The sequence below is a fragment of the Streptomyces sp. NPDC001415 genome, from assembly GCF_053597395.1.
Map to the genome: position 1 here is coordinate 214,794 of NZ_JBSFIE010000003.1, position 16,615 is coordinate 231,408.

General features: G+C 72.9%; 16 protein-coding genes. 8 read left to right on the forward strand and 8 right to left on the reverse strand.

The annotated features are described in order from the left end of the window. The first annotated feature begins 87 nt into the window (after nucleotides 1-87). The gene (locus ACWC2B_RS05195; protein ID WP_450715066.1) at nucleotides 88-459 is read left to right on the forward strand and encodes a tetratricopeptide repeat protein; all 372 of its coding nucleotides are present in this window, start codon (nucleotides 88-90) and stop codon (nucleotides 457-459) included. Between the two features lie 30 nt (nucleotides 460-489). On the opposite strand, the gene ACWC2B_RS05200 is transcribed toward ACWC2B_RS05195, so the two are convergent. Further along, entirely contained in the window at nucleotides 490-759 is a 270-nt protein-coding gene (locus tag ACWC2B_RS05200; RefSeq protein WP_450715067.1) for a DUF6343 family protein, read from the reverse strand. A 221-nt stretch (nucleotides 760-980) separates the two neighbouring features. Here ACWC2B_RS05200 and ACWC2B_RS05205 point away from each other — a divergent pair, with 221 nt between their 5' ends. After that, a complete protein-coding gene (locus ACWC2B_RS05205) occupies nucleotides 981-1,877 on the forward strand; it encodes an acyltransferase domain-containing protein (RefSeq protein ID WP_450715068.1) in 897 nt (298 codons plus the stop codon). A 26-nt stretch (nucleotides 1,878-1,903) separates the two neighbouring features. Here the strand turns inward: ACWC2B_RS05205 and ACWC2B_RS05210 are convergent, their stop codons facing one another. Beyond that, nucleotides 1,904-2,275 carry a hypothetical protein gene (locus tag ACWC2B_RS05210; RefSeq protein WP_450715069.1) on the reverse strand — a complete coding sequence of 124 codons (372 nt, stop codon included), beginning with the start codon at nucleotides 2,273-2,275 and terminating at the stop codon, nucleotides 1,904-1,906. Between the two features lie 294 nt (nucleotides 2,276-2,569). Between ACWC2B_RS05210 and ACWC2B_RS05215 the strand changes: the two genes are divergently transcribed. From ACWC2B_RS05215 to ACWC2B_RS05225, 3 genes are all read left to right on the forward strand, one after another. Further along, nucleotides 2,570-4,024 (forward strand): carboxylesterase/lipase family protein, encoded by a 1,455-nt coding sequence (locus ACWC2B_RS05215; protein WP_450715070.1) that lies wholly within the window; start codon nucleotides 2,570-2,572, stop codon nucleotides 4,022-4,024. Nucleotides 4,025-4,297: 273 nt separating this feature from the next. Then, nucleotides 4,298-7,129: a DEAD/DEAH box helicase gene (locus ACWC2B_RS05220; protein ID WP_450715230.1), complete on the forward strand. Its 2,832-nt coding sequence runs from the start codon at nucleotides 4,298-4,300 to the stop codon at nucleotides 7,127-7,129. Then, complete coding sequence (locus ACWC2B_RS05225) at nucleotides 7,126-8,370, forward strand: SWIM zinc finger family protein (RefSeq protein ID WP_450715071.1); 1,245 nt, start codon at nucleotides 7,126-7,128, stop codon at nucleotides 8,368-8,370. The genes ACWC2B_RS05220 and ACWC2B_RS05225 overlap by 4 nt, the downstream gene beginning before the upstream one ends. A 201-nt stretch (nucleotides 8,371-8,571) precedes the next feature. Here the strand turns inward: ACWC2B_RS05225 and ACWC2B_RS05230 are convergent, their stop codons facing one another. Both ACWC2B_RS05230 and ACWC2B_RS05235 read right to left on the reverse strand, forming a co-directional pair. Continuing rightward, nucleotides 8,572-9,117 carry a hypothetical protein gene (locus tag ACWC2B_RS05230; protein ID WP_450715072.1) on the reverse strand — a complete coding sequence of 182 codons (546 nt, stop codon included), beginning with the start codon at nucleotides 9,115-9,117 and terminating at the stop codon, nucleotides 8,572-8,574. A gap of 149 nt (nucleotides 9,118-9,266) precedes the next feature. Then, nucleotides 9,267-9,962 (reverse strand): DUF2293 domain-containing protein, encoded by a 696-nt coding sequence (locus tag ACWC2B_RS05235; RefSeq protein WP_450715231.1) that lies wholly within the window; start codon nucleotides 9,960-9,962, stop codon nucleotides 9,267-9,269. A 335-nt stretch (nucleotides 9,963-10,297) separates the two neighbouring features. Between ACWC2B_RS05235 and ACWC2B_RS05240 the strand changes: the two genes are divergently transcribed. Beyond that, a complete protein-coding gene (locus tag ACWC2B_RS05240; RefSeq protein WP_450715073.1) occupies nucleotides 10,298-10,939 on the forward strand; it encodes a uridine kinase in 642 nt (213 codons plus the stop codon). Between the two features lie 92 nt (nucleotides 10,940-11,031). On the opposite strand, the gene ACWC2B_RS05245 is transcribed toward ACWC2B_RS05240, so the two are convergent. Further along, nucleotides 11,032-11,952: a carbohydrate kinase family protein gene (locus tag ACWC2B_RS05245; protein WP_450715074.1), complete on the reverse strand. Its 921-nt coding sequence runs from the start codon at nucleotides 11,950-11,952 to the stop codon at nucleotides 11,032-11,034. Continuing rightward, entirely contained in the window at nucleotides 11,949-12,863 is a 915-nt protein-coding gene (locus ACWC2B_RS05250; protein ID WP_450715075.1) for a pseudouridine-5'-phosphate glycosidase, read from the reverse strand. Before ACWC2B_RS05250 ends, ACWC2B_RS05245 begins: the two co-directional genes overlap by 4 nt. 267 nt (nucleotides 12,864-13,130) lie before the next feature. Here ACWC2B_RS05250 and ACWC2B_RS05255 point away from each other — a divergent pair, with 267 nt between their 5' ends. Continuing rightward, nucleotides 13,131-13,532: a cupin domain-containing protein gene (locus tag ACWC2B_RS05255; RefSeq protein ID WP_450715232.1), complete on the forward strand. Its 402-nt coding sequence runs from the start codon at nucleotides 13,131-13,133 to the stop codon at nucleotides 13,530-13,532. On the opposite strand, the gene ACWC2B_RS05260 is transcribed toward ACWC2B_RS05255, so the two are convergent. Together ACWC2B_RS05260 and ACWC2B_RS05265 are read right to left on the reverse strand one after the other, a co-directional pair. Then, nucleotides 13,522-14,829, reverse strand: a complete 1,308-nt coding sequence (locus ACWC2B_RS05260) for an MFS transporter (RefSeq protein WP_450715076.1) — start codon at nucleotides 14,827-14,829, stop codon at nucleotides 13,522-13,524. The genes ACWC2B_RS05255 and ACWC2B_RS05260 overlap by 11 nt on opposite strands. Before the next feature lie 61 nt (nucleotides 14,830-14,890). Beyond that, the gene (locus ACWC2B_RS05265) at nucleotides 14,891-15,442 is read right to left on the reverse strand and encodes a methylated-DNA--[protein]-cysteine S-methyltransferase (RefSeq protein WP_450715077.1); all 552 of its coding nucleotides are present in this window, start codon (nucleotides 15,440-15,442) and stop codon (nucleotides 14,891-14,893) included. Between the two features lie 262 nt (nucleotides 15,443-15,704). Between ACWC2B_RS05265 and ACWC2B_RS05270 the strand changes: the two genes are divergently transcribed. Then, the gene (locus tag ACWC2B_RS05270; protein WP_450715078.1) at nucleotides 15,705-16,571 is read left to right on the forward strand and encodes an MHYT domain-containing protein; all 867 of its coding nucleotides are present in this window, start codon (nucleotides 15,705-15,707) and stop codon (nucleotides 16,569-16,571) included. Nucleotides 16,572-16,615 lie beyond the last annotated feature (44 nt).

Consider the following 16,615-nt stretch of genomic DNA (forward strand, 5'->3'; position numbering starts at 1 on the left):
GCCCGGGCGCGATCGTGGTCGCATGCGTACGGAATACCGGAGCTGGGCATGGCGTTGACAACGCGCAGCGAGGGAAAGGACAGGCACGTGGCCGAAAGCACCCCCGAGACACACGTCATCGACTTCCGCGCGGCCGAACACCTCCTGGCCGCCCGGGACCCGCGTGGTGCCGTCAAACTTCTCGACTCGGTCGTCGCCGCCCACCCCGAGAACACCGCGGCCCGCCTCCTGCGGGCCCGCGCCTTCTTCGCCTCGGCCCAACTCCGTGCAGCGGAGCTGGAGTTCCAGCTGGTCCTCGACCGCGAGCCGGACAACGCCTTCGCCCACTTCGCCCTGGCCCGGACCTACGAGCGCCAAGCCCGCGCCGACCAGGCCAAACGCCACTTCCGGCTGGCCGCGGCCCTGGACCCCAAGCCGGAGTACCTCGCGGCGGCGCGGTTCGAGGACGAGGCGGAGTAGCGGGCGCGTCCGGGCTTCACGGCCTACGGCTCACGGCCAGCGGGTGCGCGGCGGCTCGTAGGGCGGGATGTCGCGGCCCGGCTGATAGTGCGGGCCCTGCCGGATATGGCGGATGATCATGAACAAGTCGACGATGATCACCGCGGCCAGGACCGCGCACGCCGCCATCCACCCCGGCCGCCCCTCCAGAGCGAAGCCCACCGTGCCGCCGACGGCCCAGACCAGCCCCCAGATGCTCAGCCACAGCCGCATCCGCAGGGGGCTGCGGGCGGTGATCGGTTCGTTACCGGTGCGCAGCATGGTGATCGCCTCTATAGGGGGTGTACCCGCTGGGGCGGAGGTGAAAGCCGCGGAGCGCGGAGGATCCGTGCGGTGCCGGGGTAGAAAGCCGCGAGCCGTGGCGGATCCGTGCGGTGCCGGGGCGCCCGCGCATGCGGCGTCGGGCGCCCCCACACCTGCGGTGGGCGCCGCGTCCGCAAATGCGGCGGCGAGGGGGACGGACAGGCCCTAGGGTGGCGCGCATGCTGCTCCTCGACGACCTTCCCGAGACGCTGCTCGACCTCGCCGTACCACACGAGGACATCAACGAACTGACCGCGCTGGCCGCCCGGTTCACCGCCGAGCCGGCGCTCGGCGAACTCCTGGAAGAGTCAGCCCGCGTCCTCGTGCAGGACATCGGCACCGTCGGCGCCCACCCCGAACTGCCGGACCTGCCCGAGGGGTTGGGAGACCTCGAACGCTGGTTCCCCGTGTACGTCGCCATCGCCGCGCTGCCGCACATCAGGGCGTACCACCGCGAGCGGGGCATCCCCGAGGACATCGCCCGCCATACGCTCGCCGACCTCGGGCGGCACATCGCGCTGCACCACAGGCGGCGCGGAAGCGGCGGCCTCTCCGTGCCCGCCTGGCTGCGGCTGCACTTCCGGGGGGAGATCTACCAGCTCGGCCGGCTCCAGTTCCAGCGCTCACGGCTCGGCGAGCGTACGAGCCGGGCCGTACGGGAGGCAGGCATCGACGTGGAGCCCGGCGACCTGTGTCTTGACCTTCATATCCCGGACTACCGGGGCCCGTTGACGCCGGACGCGTGCGCCGACTCCATCGCCCTGGCCAGGAAGTTCTTCGCGCGCCACTTCCCCGAGGAGCACTACCGGGTCGGCGCCTGCCACTCCTGGCTGCTCGACGAGCAACTGCGCGACTACCTTCCGGAGAACTCCAACATTGTGCGCTTCCAAGGTTTGTTCCGTACCGCCTACAAAGACGACGAGCCGTCCGACCGCGAACCCGTCGGCTTCGTCTTCGGCAACCCGGAACTGCCCGTGGCGGACCTCCCGCAGCGCACCACCGTGCAGCGCGCCGTCACCGGGCACCTCCTGGACGGCGGCCACTGGTACGTGGGCCACGGCTGGTTCGAGCTGTAAGAGCCTGTGTCCGAACCCAGCCCGGCTCAGTGCACGAAGCTGTAGCTGCGCCAGGGCGCGGCCTTCGGGGCCGTGTTGTTGGCGAGCCTGCTGCCGATGTACGTCGTGTCCTTGCCGGTGCAGTCGGGCGTCCGGTACATGACCATGTCGACCAGCGTGTTGTTGTACAGCTCGGTCGTCCCGGACGGGGGGAGCCTGTGGCAGCCCCGCACCTTCGGGCTGGTCAGCTTGACGTCCGTGTCGGCGCCGATCGAGTAGGTGACGGTGCCGACCGACGTCCGCCCGAGGCTGGAGCAGGCCGTGGTGGCGAGGGCGAGCAGCACGGCTCCGGCGGCGATCCGCGCCCGGCGACGGCGGCGTGCGGGGCGGGCGGGGGACTGGGACGCGGGCACGGACATGAACGGTCCTCGTCTGTACGGCATGGCTGCGGCGGTCAGTGTCGCCAGCCTGCCCCTTGCCCGCGTTTCCGGCATCCGGTGCGCGCCGTGGATAGCCCGCCCGGGCGAAGGGACGCCGACACCCCACATTTCGCCTTCGCCTTGTGTGGTGGGCACATATCACCCCGGTGACCGTGTACGAGAGATTGCGGTGCCCGGAGCCGGGCATGCGGTCCCTGTCGAACGTCCCGAGGAATTCGGCACGACCCTGCTGGAAACCCCGCCGGAAACCCTGTCGGAAGGCGCACGAACCTGATGGAACCCATCCGTACGACCCACCAGGGCGCGGTACGAGGCCGGCTCGTCGCCGACGATGTGGCCGCCTTCCTCGGCATCCCGTTCGCCGCGCCCCCCTTCGGAGAGGCACGCTTTCGCGCACCGGGACCGGCCGCCCCCTGGGACGGCGTGCGCGAAGCGCTCTCCTACGGGGCGAGCGTGCCCAGAGCCCCCTACGTGCCGCCCTTCGACGCCCTCCTCCCGGACGACGGCCCCCAGGGCGAGGACTGCCTCAACCTCAACATCTGGACCCCGCACCCGCCCCCGGGCGGCGGCCTCCCGGTGATGGTGTGGATCCACGGCGGAGCCTTCGCCAACGGCTCCGGATCCACGTCCGCCTACGACGGAAGCACCTTCGCCCGCGACGGCGTGGTGTACGTGAGTATCAACTACCGGCTCGGCGCCGACGGCTTCCTACGGCTGCCCGACCGGCCGGACAACCGCGGGCTGCTCGACCAGATAGCCGCCCTGGAGTGGATCCGCGACAACATCGAGGCCTTCGGCGGCGACCCCGGACAGGTGACCGTCTTCGGCGAGTCGGCGGGCGCCATGAGCATCGGCGCGCTGCTCTCGATGCCCCGTGCGCGCGGTCTGTTCCGGCGCGCGATCCTGCAGAGCGGCGCCGCCCACCACTTCCTGCGACCCGCCTCCGCGGAACTGATCACCGCCAGGCTCGCCGAAAAGCTCGGCGTCGAAGCGACCGCTGAGGAGTTCGCCGCCGTCCCCCTCGAAACGCTGCTGCCCGCCCAGGCGGAGCTGCGGGGCGAGATCGGGGCCCGCCCCGACCCGGCGCTGTGGGGCGAGGCGGCGCTCAACATGATGCCGTTCGAGCCCGTCCTCGACGAGCTCCCGCTGCCCGGCGCGGACTGCGGGGTGGAGCTCCTGGCCGGCAGCAACCGCGAGGAGTACCGCCTCTTCCTGGTGCCGACCGAGCGCCTCGACGTCCTGCCGCACACCAAGCTGCGGGCCGTGACGGCGGCCTACGGCCTCGACCCGGACAAGGCGCTGCCCGTGTACGCGGAGCACCGCCCGGACGCCGTGCCCGGCGAACTGTTCGACGCGGTCACCACCGACTGGTTCTACCGGATCCCGGCGCTGCGCCTCGCCGAGTCGGTGCCCGGCAGTCACGTGTACGAGTTCGCCCGGCGCTCCCCGGCCCTCGGCGGACGGCTCGGCGCCGGCCACGCCTGTGAGCTCGGCTACGTCTTCGACCGGCTCGACGACCCGGCCTACGCGCCGCTCCTCGGCGAGAAGCCCCCGCGGTCCCTCGCGGACGCGATGCACGGAGCCTGGGTGGCCTTCGCGAAGACGGGCGACCCGGGCTGGGCGCCGTACGACCGCGAGACCCGGACGACCATGGTCTTCGACACGGTGCCGAGCGTCGAGTGCGACCTGCGCGGCGAGGAACGTGCCTTGTGGGAGGGGGTGCGCTGAGGCCGTGGGGCTCATTGTCAGACCTCGCCCGTAAGGTCGTAGATCAGTCGCGGACCACGCGACGCATCCTGACCGTGCGGACGAAGGAGGTGACCGGCGATGAACCGGCCGACACCGCTGCAACACCCCGAGCCGGTGACTTCGTGGATGCCCGCGTCCGCCTGGCGTGAGCAACGCGGGCACACCCACCCCTCGGCGGAGCCCCGCCAGGGCTTGGCGCGGCCGCACCAAGCCCCGACGGCACGGGAGCCCGCGCCCGCCCCGTGGCCCGCGATGTCGGCGGCCGCCGTGTTCCTGCCGGCCGGACTGCCGCGCGACGGAAAGGTCGCCTTCTGGGACCCGGACCAGGGGCCGCTGCCCCAGGGGCCGCCCGGGACGGAGGCGACCGAGCTGACCGTGGTACGCCGCCACGGCCCGGGCGCCCGCAGCCGCAAGGTCGCCGCCCTCCTCGTGCCGGTCGCCGAAGCCCTTCCGATGCTGGTCAAGGCCCGCCGTCACCCCGTCGCACACCCGGCGGCGGCCTGCTGGGGCGCCGCCGCGCTGCACGCCCTGCACCTCGTCGCGCGCGGCAGACTGCTGCCCGGGCTCACCCCGACCCACCACGACGCCTGGCGGGCCGGACCGCTGGATGCCGACGACATCGCCCAGCTGCGCGCCATCGCCGCCGCCATGCCGTACGAGGCGTACGCCGTCCCCGTCCCCGGCCGGGGCGCCCTCCGGCTGCCCGAGCCGGAAGCCCTGGTGCGGGCCTTCCTGGACGCGGTCGCCGACACCCTGCCCCGCACCCCGGCCGCCGCCCACGCGGCGGGCGCGCCCTTCGCCGCGGCCGCCGCCCAGCACCTGCCCGCCGCCCGCGCCTGGGCCGCCGAGGCGGCCGCCGGTATGGACGCGGGCGTACGGGTCTCGCTGCGCCTGGACCTGTCCGGGTACGAGCTGTTCGACACGGCGGCCGAAGAAGAAGGCGAGGCCCGGCGCGCGGGCTCTGCGATCGTCCAGGTGCACAGCCTCGCCGACCCCACCCTGGTCGTCGACGCCGCCCACCTCTGGTCGGACGACGACACCGAGAGCCGGACCACAACCTCAACAGGCAGCGCGCGAAGCGGAGTTGACGCCTTCGGCCCGCGAGCCAGGATCGACGCGCTGCTCGCACTGCGCCGCGCCGCCCGCGTCTGGGCGCCGCTCGGGCTGCTCCTGGAACGCAGCGTCCCGGATGTCCTGCCGCTCACCGAGACCGAGCTGTACGAGCTGCTCGGCGAGGCCTCGGCGCGCCTCGCCGCGGCGGGCATCGCCGTCCACTGGCCGCGCGAACTGGCCCGTACGCTCAGCGCCACCGCCGTCGTGCGGCCGGCCCCCGGCTCGGCGACCGACGGCACGTCCTTCTTCGACACCGAGGAACTCCTCGCCTTCAACTGGCAGTTGGCGCTCGGCGGCGAACCACTCAGCAACGCCGAGATGGACGTGCTCGCCGAGTCCCACCGCCCGATCGTGCGGCTGCGCGACCAGTGGGTGGTCGCCGACCCCGAACTCGTCCGCAAGGCCAGAAAGCGCGACCTGGGGCTGCTCGACCCGGTGGACGCGCTGTCCGTCGCTCTCACCGGCACCGCCGAGGTCGACGGCGAGACGGTCGAGGCGGTCCCGGCCGGCGCCCTCGCCGTGCTCCGCGACCGGCTCCTGGAAGGTCCCGCCACGGCCGAACAGCCACCGGGCCTGGACGCGACGCTGCGCGACTACCAGCTGCGGGGCCTGGCCTGGCTGGAGATGATGACCTCGATGGGCCTCGGCGGCTGCCTCGCCGACGACATGGGCCTCGGCAAGACCATCACCGTGATCGCCCTGCATCTGCGCCGGGCCCGCACCGAGCCCACCCTTGTCGTCTGTCCGGCCTCGCTGCTCGGCAACTGGCAGCGGGAGATCGCCCGGTTCGCGCCGGGCGTCCCGGTGCGCCGCTTCCACGGCAGCAGCCGCAGCCTCCAGGGCAGCGAGGGCGGCTTCGTCCTCACCACGTACGGCACCATGCGCGGCAGCGCACCCCAACTGGCCGCACACGCCTGGAACATGGTGGTCGCCGACGAGGCGCAGCACGTCAAGAACCCTTTCTCGGCGACCGCCAAGGCGCTGCGCACCATCCCGGCCCCGGCCAGGATCGCGCTCACCGGTACCCCGGTGGAGAACAACCTCTCCGAGCTGTGGGCGCTGCTCGACTGGACGACCCCCGGGCTGCTCGGCCCCCTCAAGGCGTTCCGGTCCCGGCATGCCCGGCTGGTGGAGAACGGCGAGGACGACGATGCGGCGGCTCGCCTCTCCCGCCTGGTCCGCCCCTTCCTCCTACGGAGGAAGAAGTCCGACCCGGGCATCGTGCCCGAACTGCCTCCCAAGACCGAGACCGACCACCCGGTGCCGCTCACCCGCGAACAGGCCGCCCTCTACGAGGCGGTGGTCCGCGAGGTGATGGCGGCCGTCGAGGCCTCCGAAGGCATCGCCCGGCGCGCCCAGATCATGAAGCTGCTCACCGCCCTCAAGCAGATCTGCAACCACCCCGCCCAGTACCTGAAAGAGGAGGCCCCGCGCCTGCCGTCCCGCTCGGGGAAGCTGGCGCTGCTCGACGAGCTGGTGGACACCATCCTCAGCGAGGACGGCTCGGTCCTCGTCTTCACCCAGTACGTCGCGATGGCCCGCCTGCTCTCCAGCCACCTCACCGCACGCGGCGTGCCCTCCCAACTGCTGCACGGGGGAACACCGGTGGCCGAGCGGGACCGACTGGTCGACGCCTTCCAGAGCGGCGAGGTCCCCGTGTTCATCCTCTCCCTCAAGGCCGCCGGCACCGGCCTCAATCTCACCCGCGCCGGTCATGTCATCCACTACGACCGCTGGTGGAACCCGGCGGTGGAGGAACAGGCCACCGACCGTGCCTACCGCATTGGCCAGACCCAGCCCGTCCAGGTCCACCGCCTGATCGCGGAGGGCACCGTGGAGGACCGCATCGCCGACATGCTGGAACAGAAACGCCGGCTGGCCGAGGCGGTCCTCGGCTCCGGCGAGAGCGCCCTGACCGAACTCACCGACCGTGAACTGGCCGATCTCATCTCCCTGCGGAGGGCCCCATGAGCCCCCGCCCGTCCATCGGCACCCCACGCCACGACGACCGCCGCCGCAGCTACCCGGCGCTCGGCGCCCGCTCGGAGCGGACCGGCACCTGGTGGGGCGACGCCTGGGTGGAGGCCCTTGAGGAACTCGCCCTGGACTCCGCCCGGTTGGCGCGCGGCCGCGCCTACGCGGAAGCCGGCCAGGTCGACGCGATCACCGTCACGCCCGGCCGCATCAGCGCATACGTCCACGGCTCCCGGCCCCGCCCCTACCGTACGGAGCTGAGGCTGCGCACCCTGCCCGACCAGGTGTGGGAGGACTTCCTCGACACCGCGGCCCAGGAGCCCGCCCACATCGCCGCGTTGCTCGACAAGGACCTGCCGCACGCGCTGGCCGACGAGGCGGCCCTGCTGCCCGCGTCGGGCGACCTCATCCCCGACTGCTCCTGCCCCGACGACGGCTACCCCTGCAAGCACGCGGCGGCGCTCTGCTACCAGACCGCCCGCCTCCTGGACGAGGATCCGTTCGTGCTGCTGCTGATGCGGGGGCGCGGCGAACAGGAGGTGCTCGCCGCGCTCACCCGGCGCAACGCCGCCCGCATGGCCGTGGAGCGGGCAGCTCCGCTCCCTCAACTCCCCACCGTCCAGGCCCGCGTGGCGGTCCAGCCGCGTACGCTCCCGCCTCTGCCCCGGCCGTTCCCCACGCCGCCACGGCCCGGCCACCCGCCCGCCTTCCCCGAGGTGCACGGCGGCCCAGACCCCCTGTCCCTGGATCTCCTCGCCACCGAGGCGGCCATCCGAGCCCACACGCTCCTGGCCACCGGAGAGGACCCGATCGCGCCCCTGACCGCTTGGCAGGACGCGGTCCGCCTCGCCGCGGCGCACCCCGGATCCGGCCTCACCTCGGCCACCCGCGCCCTCTACACCTCCCTGACCCGGGCCACCGACCGCACCCCCACCGACCTGGCGCGCGCGGTGGCCGCCTGGCGGCAGGGCGGCATCGAGGCGCTCGACGTCCTCGAATCCCCCTGGGACCCACCGGCCGGCCCCTTCGACCGAGCCCGCCCGGCGCTCAGCGCCGCCGGATTCCCAGGCTTCCGCCCCAGCCGCAACCGCCTCTCCACCCCCACCACCCAGCTCCGCTACGGGCGCGACGGGCTCTGGTACGGATACGAATCCGACCCGGGAAGGGAGGACTGGTGGCCGCGCGGCACCCCGGACGCGGATCCGGTGGGAGCACTCACGGCCCGGCTCGGCGACTGACACCAGGAGGGGAGCGGCCGCGAGGGCCGGCGGACGCCACTGGGCCGACCAGGTGCGCGGCCCCGAGGGCCGGCGGACGCCCCTGGGCCGACCAAGGTCGCGACCCGAGGGCCAGTCAGCTGACGGACCGAGCCGACCAGGAGGTCAGGGGGAAGTGGGAAAGGGCGTAGGGGAAACGGACGCTCCCGGTCAGTGTGGGGCTCATGTGTTCGCAGCCGCCCACTGGGTCAGTTTCCTGAAGTCCGAATCCCGCAGCCCCCGTCGCGGATGCACGCGCACCATCAGCGCGGGCGAATCATGGTTGTCGCGCACATAGGTCTCATCCAGATCGGTGATCATGTCGTCGACCCAGGCGAACGGGCGACCCGCGGCCCACTTCAGCAGGGGTCTGGTCTTCCAGTACAGGCCGTCCGGATCGGTGGCGAAGAGCTCGGGCCAGGCGATGAAGGGGAGGTCGGGCGGGAGGCCGATGGCGGGGGCGATCATTTCGTTCGCCTCGTTCATCCACGTGGTGGCCCAGGCCAGTTCGTACGGCAGGGAACGCAGCCGGGGGCCGTGGGCCGGGTTCAGGTAGACGCGCAGGCCGCGCCGGTGTGGGCGGGAACCCGGGGTCTGACGCGAGAGCCAGCACGACGGGTGGAGCCGGTGGGTGCGGTAGCCGCGCAGCCGGGGGAGGTGGGCCGCGTACGGGTTGAGGGGGCCGTCCACGTCGAGGAGCAGCAGGGGGCGGTCCGGCGCAGTCGTCATGGAGGAGGGATACCCATGCCGACAGACCAAGTGGCGTGCTGTGCGGGTGAGTTGTCGAGGTGAGGCGTCCGCTCGCGATGCCGTCCTGCCCTGTCGGAGCGCCCTGGGGGAATCGCTCTATGCGAAGGAAGTGCGAGTGGATGGAATGCTTACGAAAGAGGAGGCCGGCCTTCCGTGATCGTGGGGGCTGTCTCGTCCGCCCCGGCCGCTGCCCAGGAGGCCAGTACGGCGTCGATCGCGGCGGCCACCCGGGCCCGCGCCCGGTTGTGTGGCACCCGCGCCATGAGCAGCGCGTCGTACTCGGTGTCCAGATGGCGGACGGAGGCGCGCACGGCAGCCGTCACCGCGAACTCGTCCAGCGCCCGGCCCGCCGCCGACCGGCCCACCCGGCCGCTGCCGCGCACCGAGGTGTGCTCGGCGATGTCGCGGGCCCGCTCGGCCGGGCAGCACGGAAACAGGCGCAGGATCTCGGCGGTCAGCGCCGCGGTGAACCGCACATCCTGGGCGGCCCGGCGCTCGGCGTCCCGGGCCCGCCGCCGGGCGCGGGCCTCCGCATCGGCCAGGCACGCCGCCTCCGCGGCGGCGAGGGCGGGCTCCTCGACGAAGACGCCCTGGCGCTCGTAGCGCCGGCGGCGCCGGTTGTAGCGGACCACGACGGCGGAGAGCGAACTGCCCGCGCGGGCGCGGCGGGTGAGCGCGGTGTCGCCGCGCGGCAGGAAGACCAGATGGCCCAGATCCGCGCAGTCCAGGCAGAGCGGGGCGCCGGCCTCCAGGACGAGATGTCTGAGCGGGGCGCGATCGCAGTCGGCGCAGCGATGGTGGCGCCGGGGTTGTATGACGAGGATGTCGCGGCCCTCCTTGTGCGCGCCCCCTGCCGCCGCGCCGTCCTTGAAGCGGACCTTGCCGACGGGCGGGTGAGAGGAAGCCGGTGGGCGAGGGGAAGCCGGTGGAGGACGGTGAAGTCGTGGGCGAAGGTGGGGTCGGTGGGCGAAGGTGGATGGACGGAATCTGTCAGACGCTTTCCCTTCTCTGATTCCCCGCTCAACTACTGGTGGAACAGGGGGGATTGGCGTTGCTCCTCCTCGGAAAGCAGCCGACGGGCATCGACGTCTTCGTGCGCGCGGGGCCGGTTCACGCCTCCGGGCCCACTCCCGTTTGCGGCACCGCGCATGATGGGGGCGTGCGATTCGAAGCGATCACCTGGGAACGGCTGACCGACGCCCTCGCTGAACGGGCCATGGACCTGAAGGCGGCCGACGGCAGCCCCTGGCTGCGCATCGGCGTCGACGGCGCCCCGGCGTCCCGCCCCGGAGAGCTGTCCGGACGCATCGCGGAAACGCTCCGCCTGCGCGGCAGGTCCGTCTTCGCCGTCTCCGTCGAGGGCTTCCTGCGGCCCGCGTCGCTGCGCTACGAATTCGGCCGCGAGGACCCGGACACGTACTACGACGGCTGGTTCGACACGGGCGCCCTGTGGCGGGAGGTGTTCGGGCCGCTGGAGCCGGGCGGCACCGGCCGTGTGCTGCCCGACCTGTGGGACCCGGCGACCGACCGGGCCACCCGGAGCCCCTACCAGCTCCTCCCCGAGGGAGGGGTGCTGATCCTGTACGGCCCCATGCTCCTGGGCCGCTGGTTCCCCTTCGACCTCACCGTGCACCTGCGTCTCTCGGCGCCCGCCCTGCGCCGCCGAACCGAGGAGAGCGCCCGCTGGACGCTCCCCGCGTTCGAGCGGTACGAGGCGGAGGTGGGGCCGGGTGAGGCGGCTGACGTTGTGGTGCGGGTTGACGACTTTCGGCATCCGGCCTGGGGGGTTGACGGACTCTGACATCTGTCCGTCAATCATCACCACCTCTACTTTCCACCGGCCTGTTCCACCAGCGGCCGCCCTCCCAGCACCGCCGGCGCCTCGCCCTGCACCTACTCCGCCGGCGGCCGCCCTCCCACCACCCCCACGGCCAGCGCCCCCGCCCGGCATCCCGCCGCCGCGGCGTCCGCGGGGGACGCGCCCCGCAGGCGGGCGGCGAGGAAGGCGCCGGTGAAGGCGTCGCCCGCGCCTGTGGAGTCCACGGCCTCCACCTCCGGCGCCGCCACCCTCGCGATGACCTCGCCCTCCGCGGCCACCAGCGCCCCGGCCGCGCCCAGCGTCACCGCGACCAGCGGGAACTGCCGGCTCAACTTGGCCGCCGCGTCGGCCGGTTCGGGCAGGTCGGTGAGGAAAGCCGCCTCGTCCGCGTTGGGGAGCAGCACGTCCACGCCCTCGGTCGACGTCAGGAACCGTTCGACGCCCAGGTCCGCGACGAAGCCGGTCGATGCCGGGTCCAGGCTCACGGTGACACCGGCCCGCCGGGCCGACTCCCATGCGGCAAGGGCCAGTTGACGGCTCCGGTCGGCGAACAGCAAGTAGCCCGAGAGGTGGAGGTGGGCGATGCCGTCGAGGAGGGCGGGGGACCAGTCGGCGGGGCTCATGCTGTGGACAGCACCGCTGTCGGTCAGGAAGGTGCGCTCCGCCGTCGCCGAATCGACCAGGGCGATCACGGTCGCGGTGGGCGCGTCGGCATCCGGGATGAGCAGGGGGCGTACGCCGGAGCGGCGCAGCCAGAGGTCGTGCCAGCCGGCCGAGTCCCGGCCGACCCGGGCGAGCAGCCGCACGTCCGGACAGCCCGAACGGGCCGCCCAGCAAGCCGCGTTGGCGCCAGCCCCGCCCGGCACCGTACGGATGTCGGCCGCGGTGTCCGTGGCGGGTGCGAGCGGGCCGCGGTGGCGGGCGACCACGTCGGTGACCACGTCCCCGACGACAAGGAGCCCGCCGCCCGCACGGCCGCCCCCGGCACCGCTCACAGCGCCGCCGCGATGTCCGCCGCGAGCAGGACGTTCCCGCGGACCGCCGCCACGTTCGCCTCCAGGGACGCGCCGTCCGTGTGCTGGACCAGGTGGTCGAGGAGGAAGGGCGTGACCGCCTGGCCCGTGATGCCCGCGGCGCGGCAGGCGGCGAGGCCCGAGGCGAGGATCTCGTCGTGCAGCCGGGGATCGAGCTGCTCGGCCTCGGGCACCGGATTGGCCACGATCACCGCCGAGTCGAGCGCGAGCGAACGATGGGCCCGCAGGACGTCCGCGGCCTGCTTCGGCGTCCGCACCGTCCAGTCGACCGGCTCACCGGAACTGGACAGGTAGAACCCGGGGAAGTGGTCCGTGCCGTAGCCGACCACCGGGATTCCCAGCGTCTCCAGGCGCTGGAGTGTGGCCGGTACGTCGAGGATCGACTTCACCCCCGCGCACACCACCGCGATCGGTGTCGTGGCGAGGAGCCTCAGGTCGGCCGACTCGTCCTGTGTCTCGGTCCACTCGCGGTGCACGCCGCCGAGCCCGCCGGTCGCGAAGACGCGCAGGCCCGCCCGCGCGGCCAGGAACGCGGTGCCCGACACGGTCGTCGCGCCGCTCGCCCCGGTCGCCATCGCCATCGGCAGGTCGCGGTGCCCGAGCTTGCGCAGCTCCTCGTTGGCCACCCGCTCCAACTGCGCCTTGTCGAGGCCCACCAGGGGCTGCCCGTCGAGCACGGCGATCGTCGCGGGAACGGCGCCCCGGGCCCGCACCAGCTGCTCCAGTTCGGTGGCGACGTGCAGGTTGCGCGGCCGGGGGAGGCCGTGCGAGATGATCGTCGACTCCAGAGCGACGACCGGCCGCCCCTCGTCAAGAGCCGTCCGTACTTCTTCAGACACCTTGGTCTCATCAGGTACGTCGTCAAAGGGCATGTCCCATCCCTGGCACGCCCGGAAGCCGGGTAAACGTATCGCCTTACGGACCGGGCGAGACGGAGGGCGCCGTGGCCCGAAGTGGTGGGCGGGGCCGGAACGCGTGCCTCGACGGCTCAACTCCGCTTCGGCATGGCCGGTTTGACCGAACGAGCACGAGGTAGGGGGACGCGTTGGACAGACTGTCGCGGAGGCACGCTCAGAGCCGGCCGGACTGTCGGTCGGAGCCCGCGCCCGACGAGGCTAGATTGACCGGCCATGAGCACTATGGATCAAGCCCCTGCCGCACTTTCCGGCCCCGCCCCGCTCGACCCGAACCCGCCGGGGCCCGGTTCCTTCGCCGTCCGCGTCCGTGATGCCGAGCTGGAGCCGGAGCCGCTCGATCCGGAACAGATCGTCTCCGGCGCCCCGGAGGTGACCGGGAAGGTGCTGTGGGAGTCGGTGGACGGGAAGCAGATCCGGGGCATCTGGCAGATCACGCCGGGTGTGGTGACGGACACCGAGGCCGACGAGCTCTTCGTGGTGGTCAGCGGGCGCGCCACCGTTGAGGTGGCGGGCGGTGACACGCTGGAGATCGGACCCGGCGACGCCTGCGTGCTGCGCGCGGGCGACCGCACCACGTGGACTGTCCACGAGACGCTGCGCAAGGCCTATCAGATCAGCTTGTAGGCGTGGCCGGGCCCGGTTCCTTCGCCCCGTGCCGACGGGATGTGAACAGGGTGAGCCCTGCCATCGGCAGCAGCAGGGCGGCGCCCGCCGCGTTCAGCCAGCCGTACCCCGCGCGGGCCACGATCAGGCCGGCCGTGAGGCCGCCCAGGCCCGCCGCCACGTTCATGGTGAGGTCGCACAGGCCCTGCACGGCGGCGCGGGCCGGGCCCGGCACCGAGTCGGTCAGCAGGGCCGAACCGGAGACGAGCCCCGCCGACCAGCCGAGGCCCAGCAGGAAGAGCCCGGCCATGGTCCGCACGTGGCTTCCGCCCGCCGTGCCCGCCAACAGGGCGGCGCAGCACAGCAGTCCGGCCGCCAGGCCGATCACGGCGAGCCTCCCGAGCCGGTCGGCGAGCCAGCCCACGACCGGCGAGAACGCGTACATCCCCGCGATGTGGATGCTGATGACCAGGCCGATCAGCTCGATGTCCGCGCCGTGACGGGTGAGGGCGACCGGCGTCATCGACATGATCGACACCATGGCGGTGTGCGACACGGCGACCGTGACGAGTGCGAGGCGGGCCCGCGGGGACTCCTTGACCGCCGTGACCCCGGCCCGCAGCGAACGGGCCGCCGGGGAGTGCGCCCCGCCGCCGTCCAGCGCACGGGCGGTCAGCAGCGGGTCCGGCCGAAGGAGTACGCCGACGAGCACGGCGGACAGCAGGAACACCCCGGCCGCCCACACGAAGGGGCCCGCGGCCGCCGGTATGCCGAAGCCGGTGACGCTGCGGCCGGCGGGTGCGGCTATGTTCGGGCCGAGCACGGCACCGATCGTGGTCGCCCAGACCACGGTGGAGATGGCCCGGGCCCGTCGCTGCGGCTCGGCGAGATCGGCGGCGGCGTACCGGGCCTGGAGATTGCCCAGGGAGCCGGCACCGAAGACGGCCATGCCGAACAGCAGTAGCGGGAAGCTGGCGAGCACGGCGCCGGTGACTACGACCATGGCGCCCAGCACCCCGAGGAGATAGGCGAGCACCAGACCGGGGCGGCGGCCGCGCCTGGTCATCAGCGCGGCCAGCGGCATCGCGAGGAGCGCGGGCCCGACCACCATGGACGCGGAGGCGAGCCCCGAAAGGGCCTGGCTGCCGCTGACCTCGGCGGCCAGCACCGCGGCCAGCGCGATCCCGGTGGCGTTCGCGAGCCCGCCGAGTATCTGGCTCGCGATCAGCACGGCGGTGATGCGGCGCCGCAGCGCGGGCAGAACCGCCGGATCGGGCACCGCGCTGCCGGTGTCGGAGGTATCGGGGAGCGTAGTCACCGGCGCAGTGTGCCAGCCCGAATCCGCGTACGAAACAGCCGGGCCCGGGGAACGGCGCTGCTCAGAACAGCGGCTGGGGCAGCACGCCTTCGAGCGCGAGTAGTTGCCGCTTGGTCTCCAGGCCGCCGCCGAACCCGCCGAGGCCGCCGTCGCTCTCCACCACGCGATGGCAGGGCACCACCACCGGCAGCGGGTTCGACCCCATGGCCGCGCCCACCGCCTGGGCCGCGCCGGGCTGGCCGACGCGGCCGGCCAGATCGCCGTAGCCCACCACCGTCCCGTACGGCACTCCTGCCGCCAGCTCGCGCAGCACCTGCCGGTTGAACCCGGACGACAGCGACCAGTCGAGCGGCAGCGTGAACTCCCGCAGCCCGCCCGCGAAGTAGGCCTCGATCTGGCGTATGGGCTCCTCCAAGGAGCCCGCCCGGCCGGGCACCGCCGGGGTCGGCTCGGTAGCGAACCGGGTGGCGAGCGCCCGCACCGCCCGGTCACGCACCGCTTCATCGGCGTGGAACACCACGTTCACCAGACCCTGGCCGGTCGCGGCCAGGAGCAGCGGGCCGATGTCGCTCTCGACGACGGCCCACTCGACGAACTGCGCACTGCTGTCCATGCCGACCACCGTACGACCGCCCACTGACAACGCGGCCCGCCCGCCGGACGCGCGGGTCCGGGAAACCGGCTCCGCCGGGGGTGAAACAGGGGTATGAAAGGGCATGGATCGGCCCACAACGGAACGCCCCGGCTGCCCGGAGTCGATAAATTGCCCGGAAAATGTTTGCCTGTCGCGCAGCGAGCCCTAATGTCGCCCCGAACCAGGGCCGCAATCAGGAGTAGGGCCTCTTCAGTCGGTACGGGGTGAAGGGCACACGGGTATGCACGGGACGGTCGACGGATTCAGCTATGGCCTTGTGACGCCGGTGGCGGCGTTCATCATGGCCTGCCTCGGTGGAGCGCTGGGCCTGCGCTGTACCGCCCGGTCCCTGCGGACCGAGCGCTCCTTCAAGGCCGCCTGGCTGGCCCTCGGCGCCACCTCCATAGGCTCGGGCATATGGACCATGCACTTCATCGCGATGATGGGCTTCACGGTCCACGAGGCGCCGCTGGGCTACGACCGGGGCATCACCTTCGCCAGCCTGGCCGTCGCGATCGTGATGGTGGGCATCGGCATCTTCATCGTCGGCTACCGGGGCGCCACCCCCATGGCACTGGTCACTGGAGGCACCATCACGGGTCTCGGCGTCGCCACCATGCACTACCTGGGCATGGCCGGGATCACGATGAACGGGGAGTTCGAGTACAACACCGTCGTCGTCAGCATCTCCGTGGTGATCGCCGTGGTGGCCGCCACCGCCGCGCTGTGGGCCGCCGTCTCCGTGCACGGCTTCCTGGCCAGCCTGGGCGCCAGCCTCGTCATGGGAGTCGCGGTCAGCGGCATGCACTACACGGGGATGGCCGCGCTCAGCGTCCAGCTGCACGGCCACGCCGCCACCACCGCGGCCGGCGGGGAGTCGCCCGCCTCCCTGCTCGCGCCCATGCTGATCGGGCCCGTCGCCTTCCTGGTCCTGGCCGGAGTGGTCGTGATGTTCGACCCGCTCGTGGTGATGGGCACGCCGGACTGGGAGAAGCGTCCGCCGCGCGCGATCCCCGTGCCCCGGCACCGCCCGTCCTTCCCGGAACGCACCAGCTGGGCCGCCTCCGAGCCGCCGCGCGAAGGCTCCGCATCGCCGCACGACTGGTGACCGGAGCACGATCGGACCCCGGTTGTCAGTGGCGAGTCGTACGG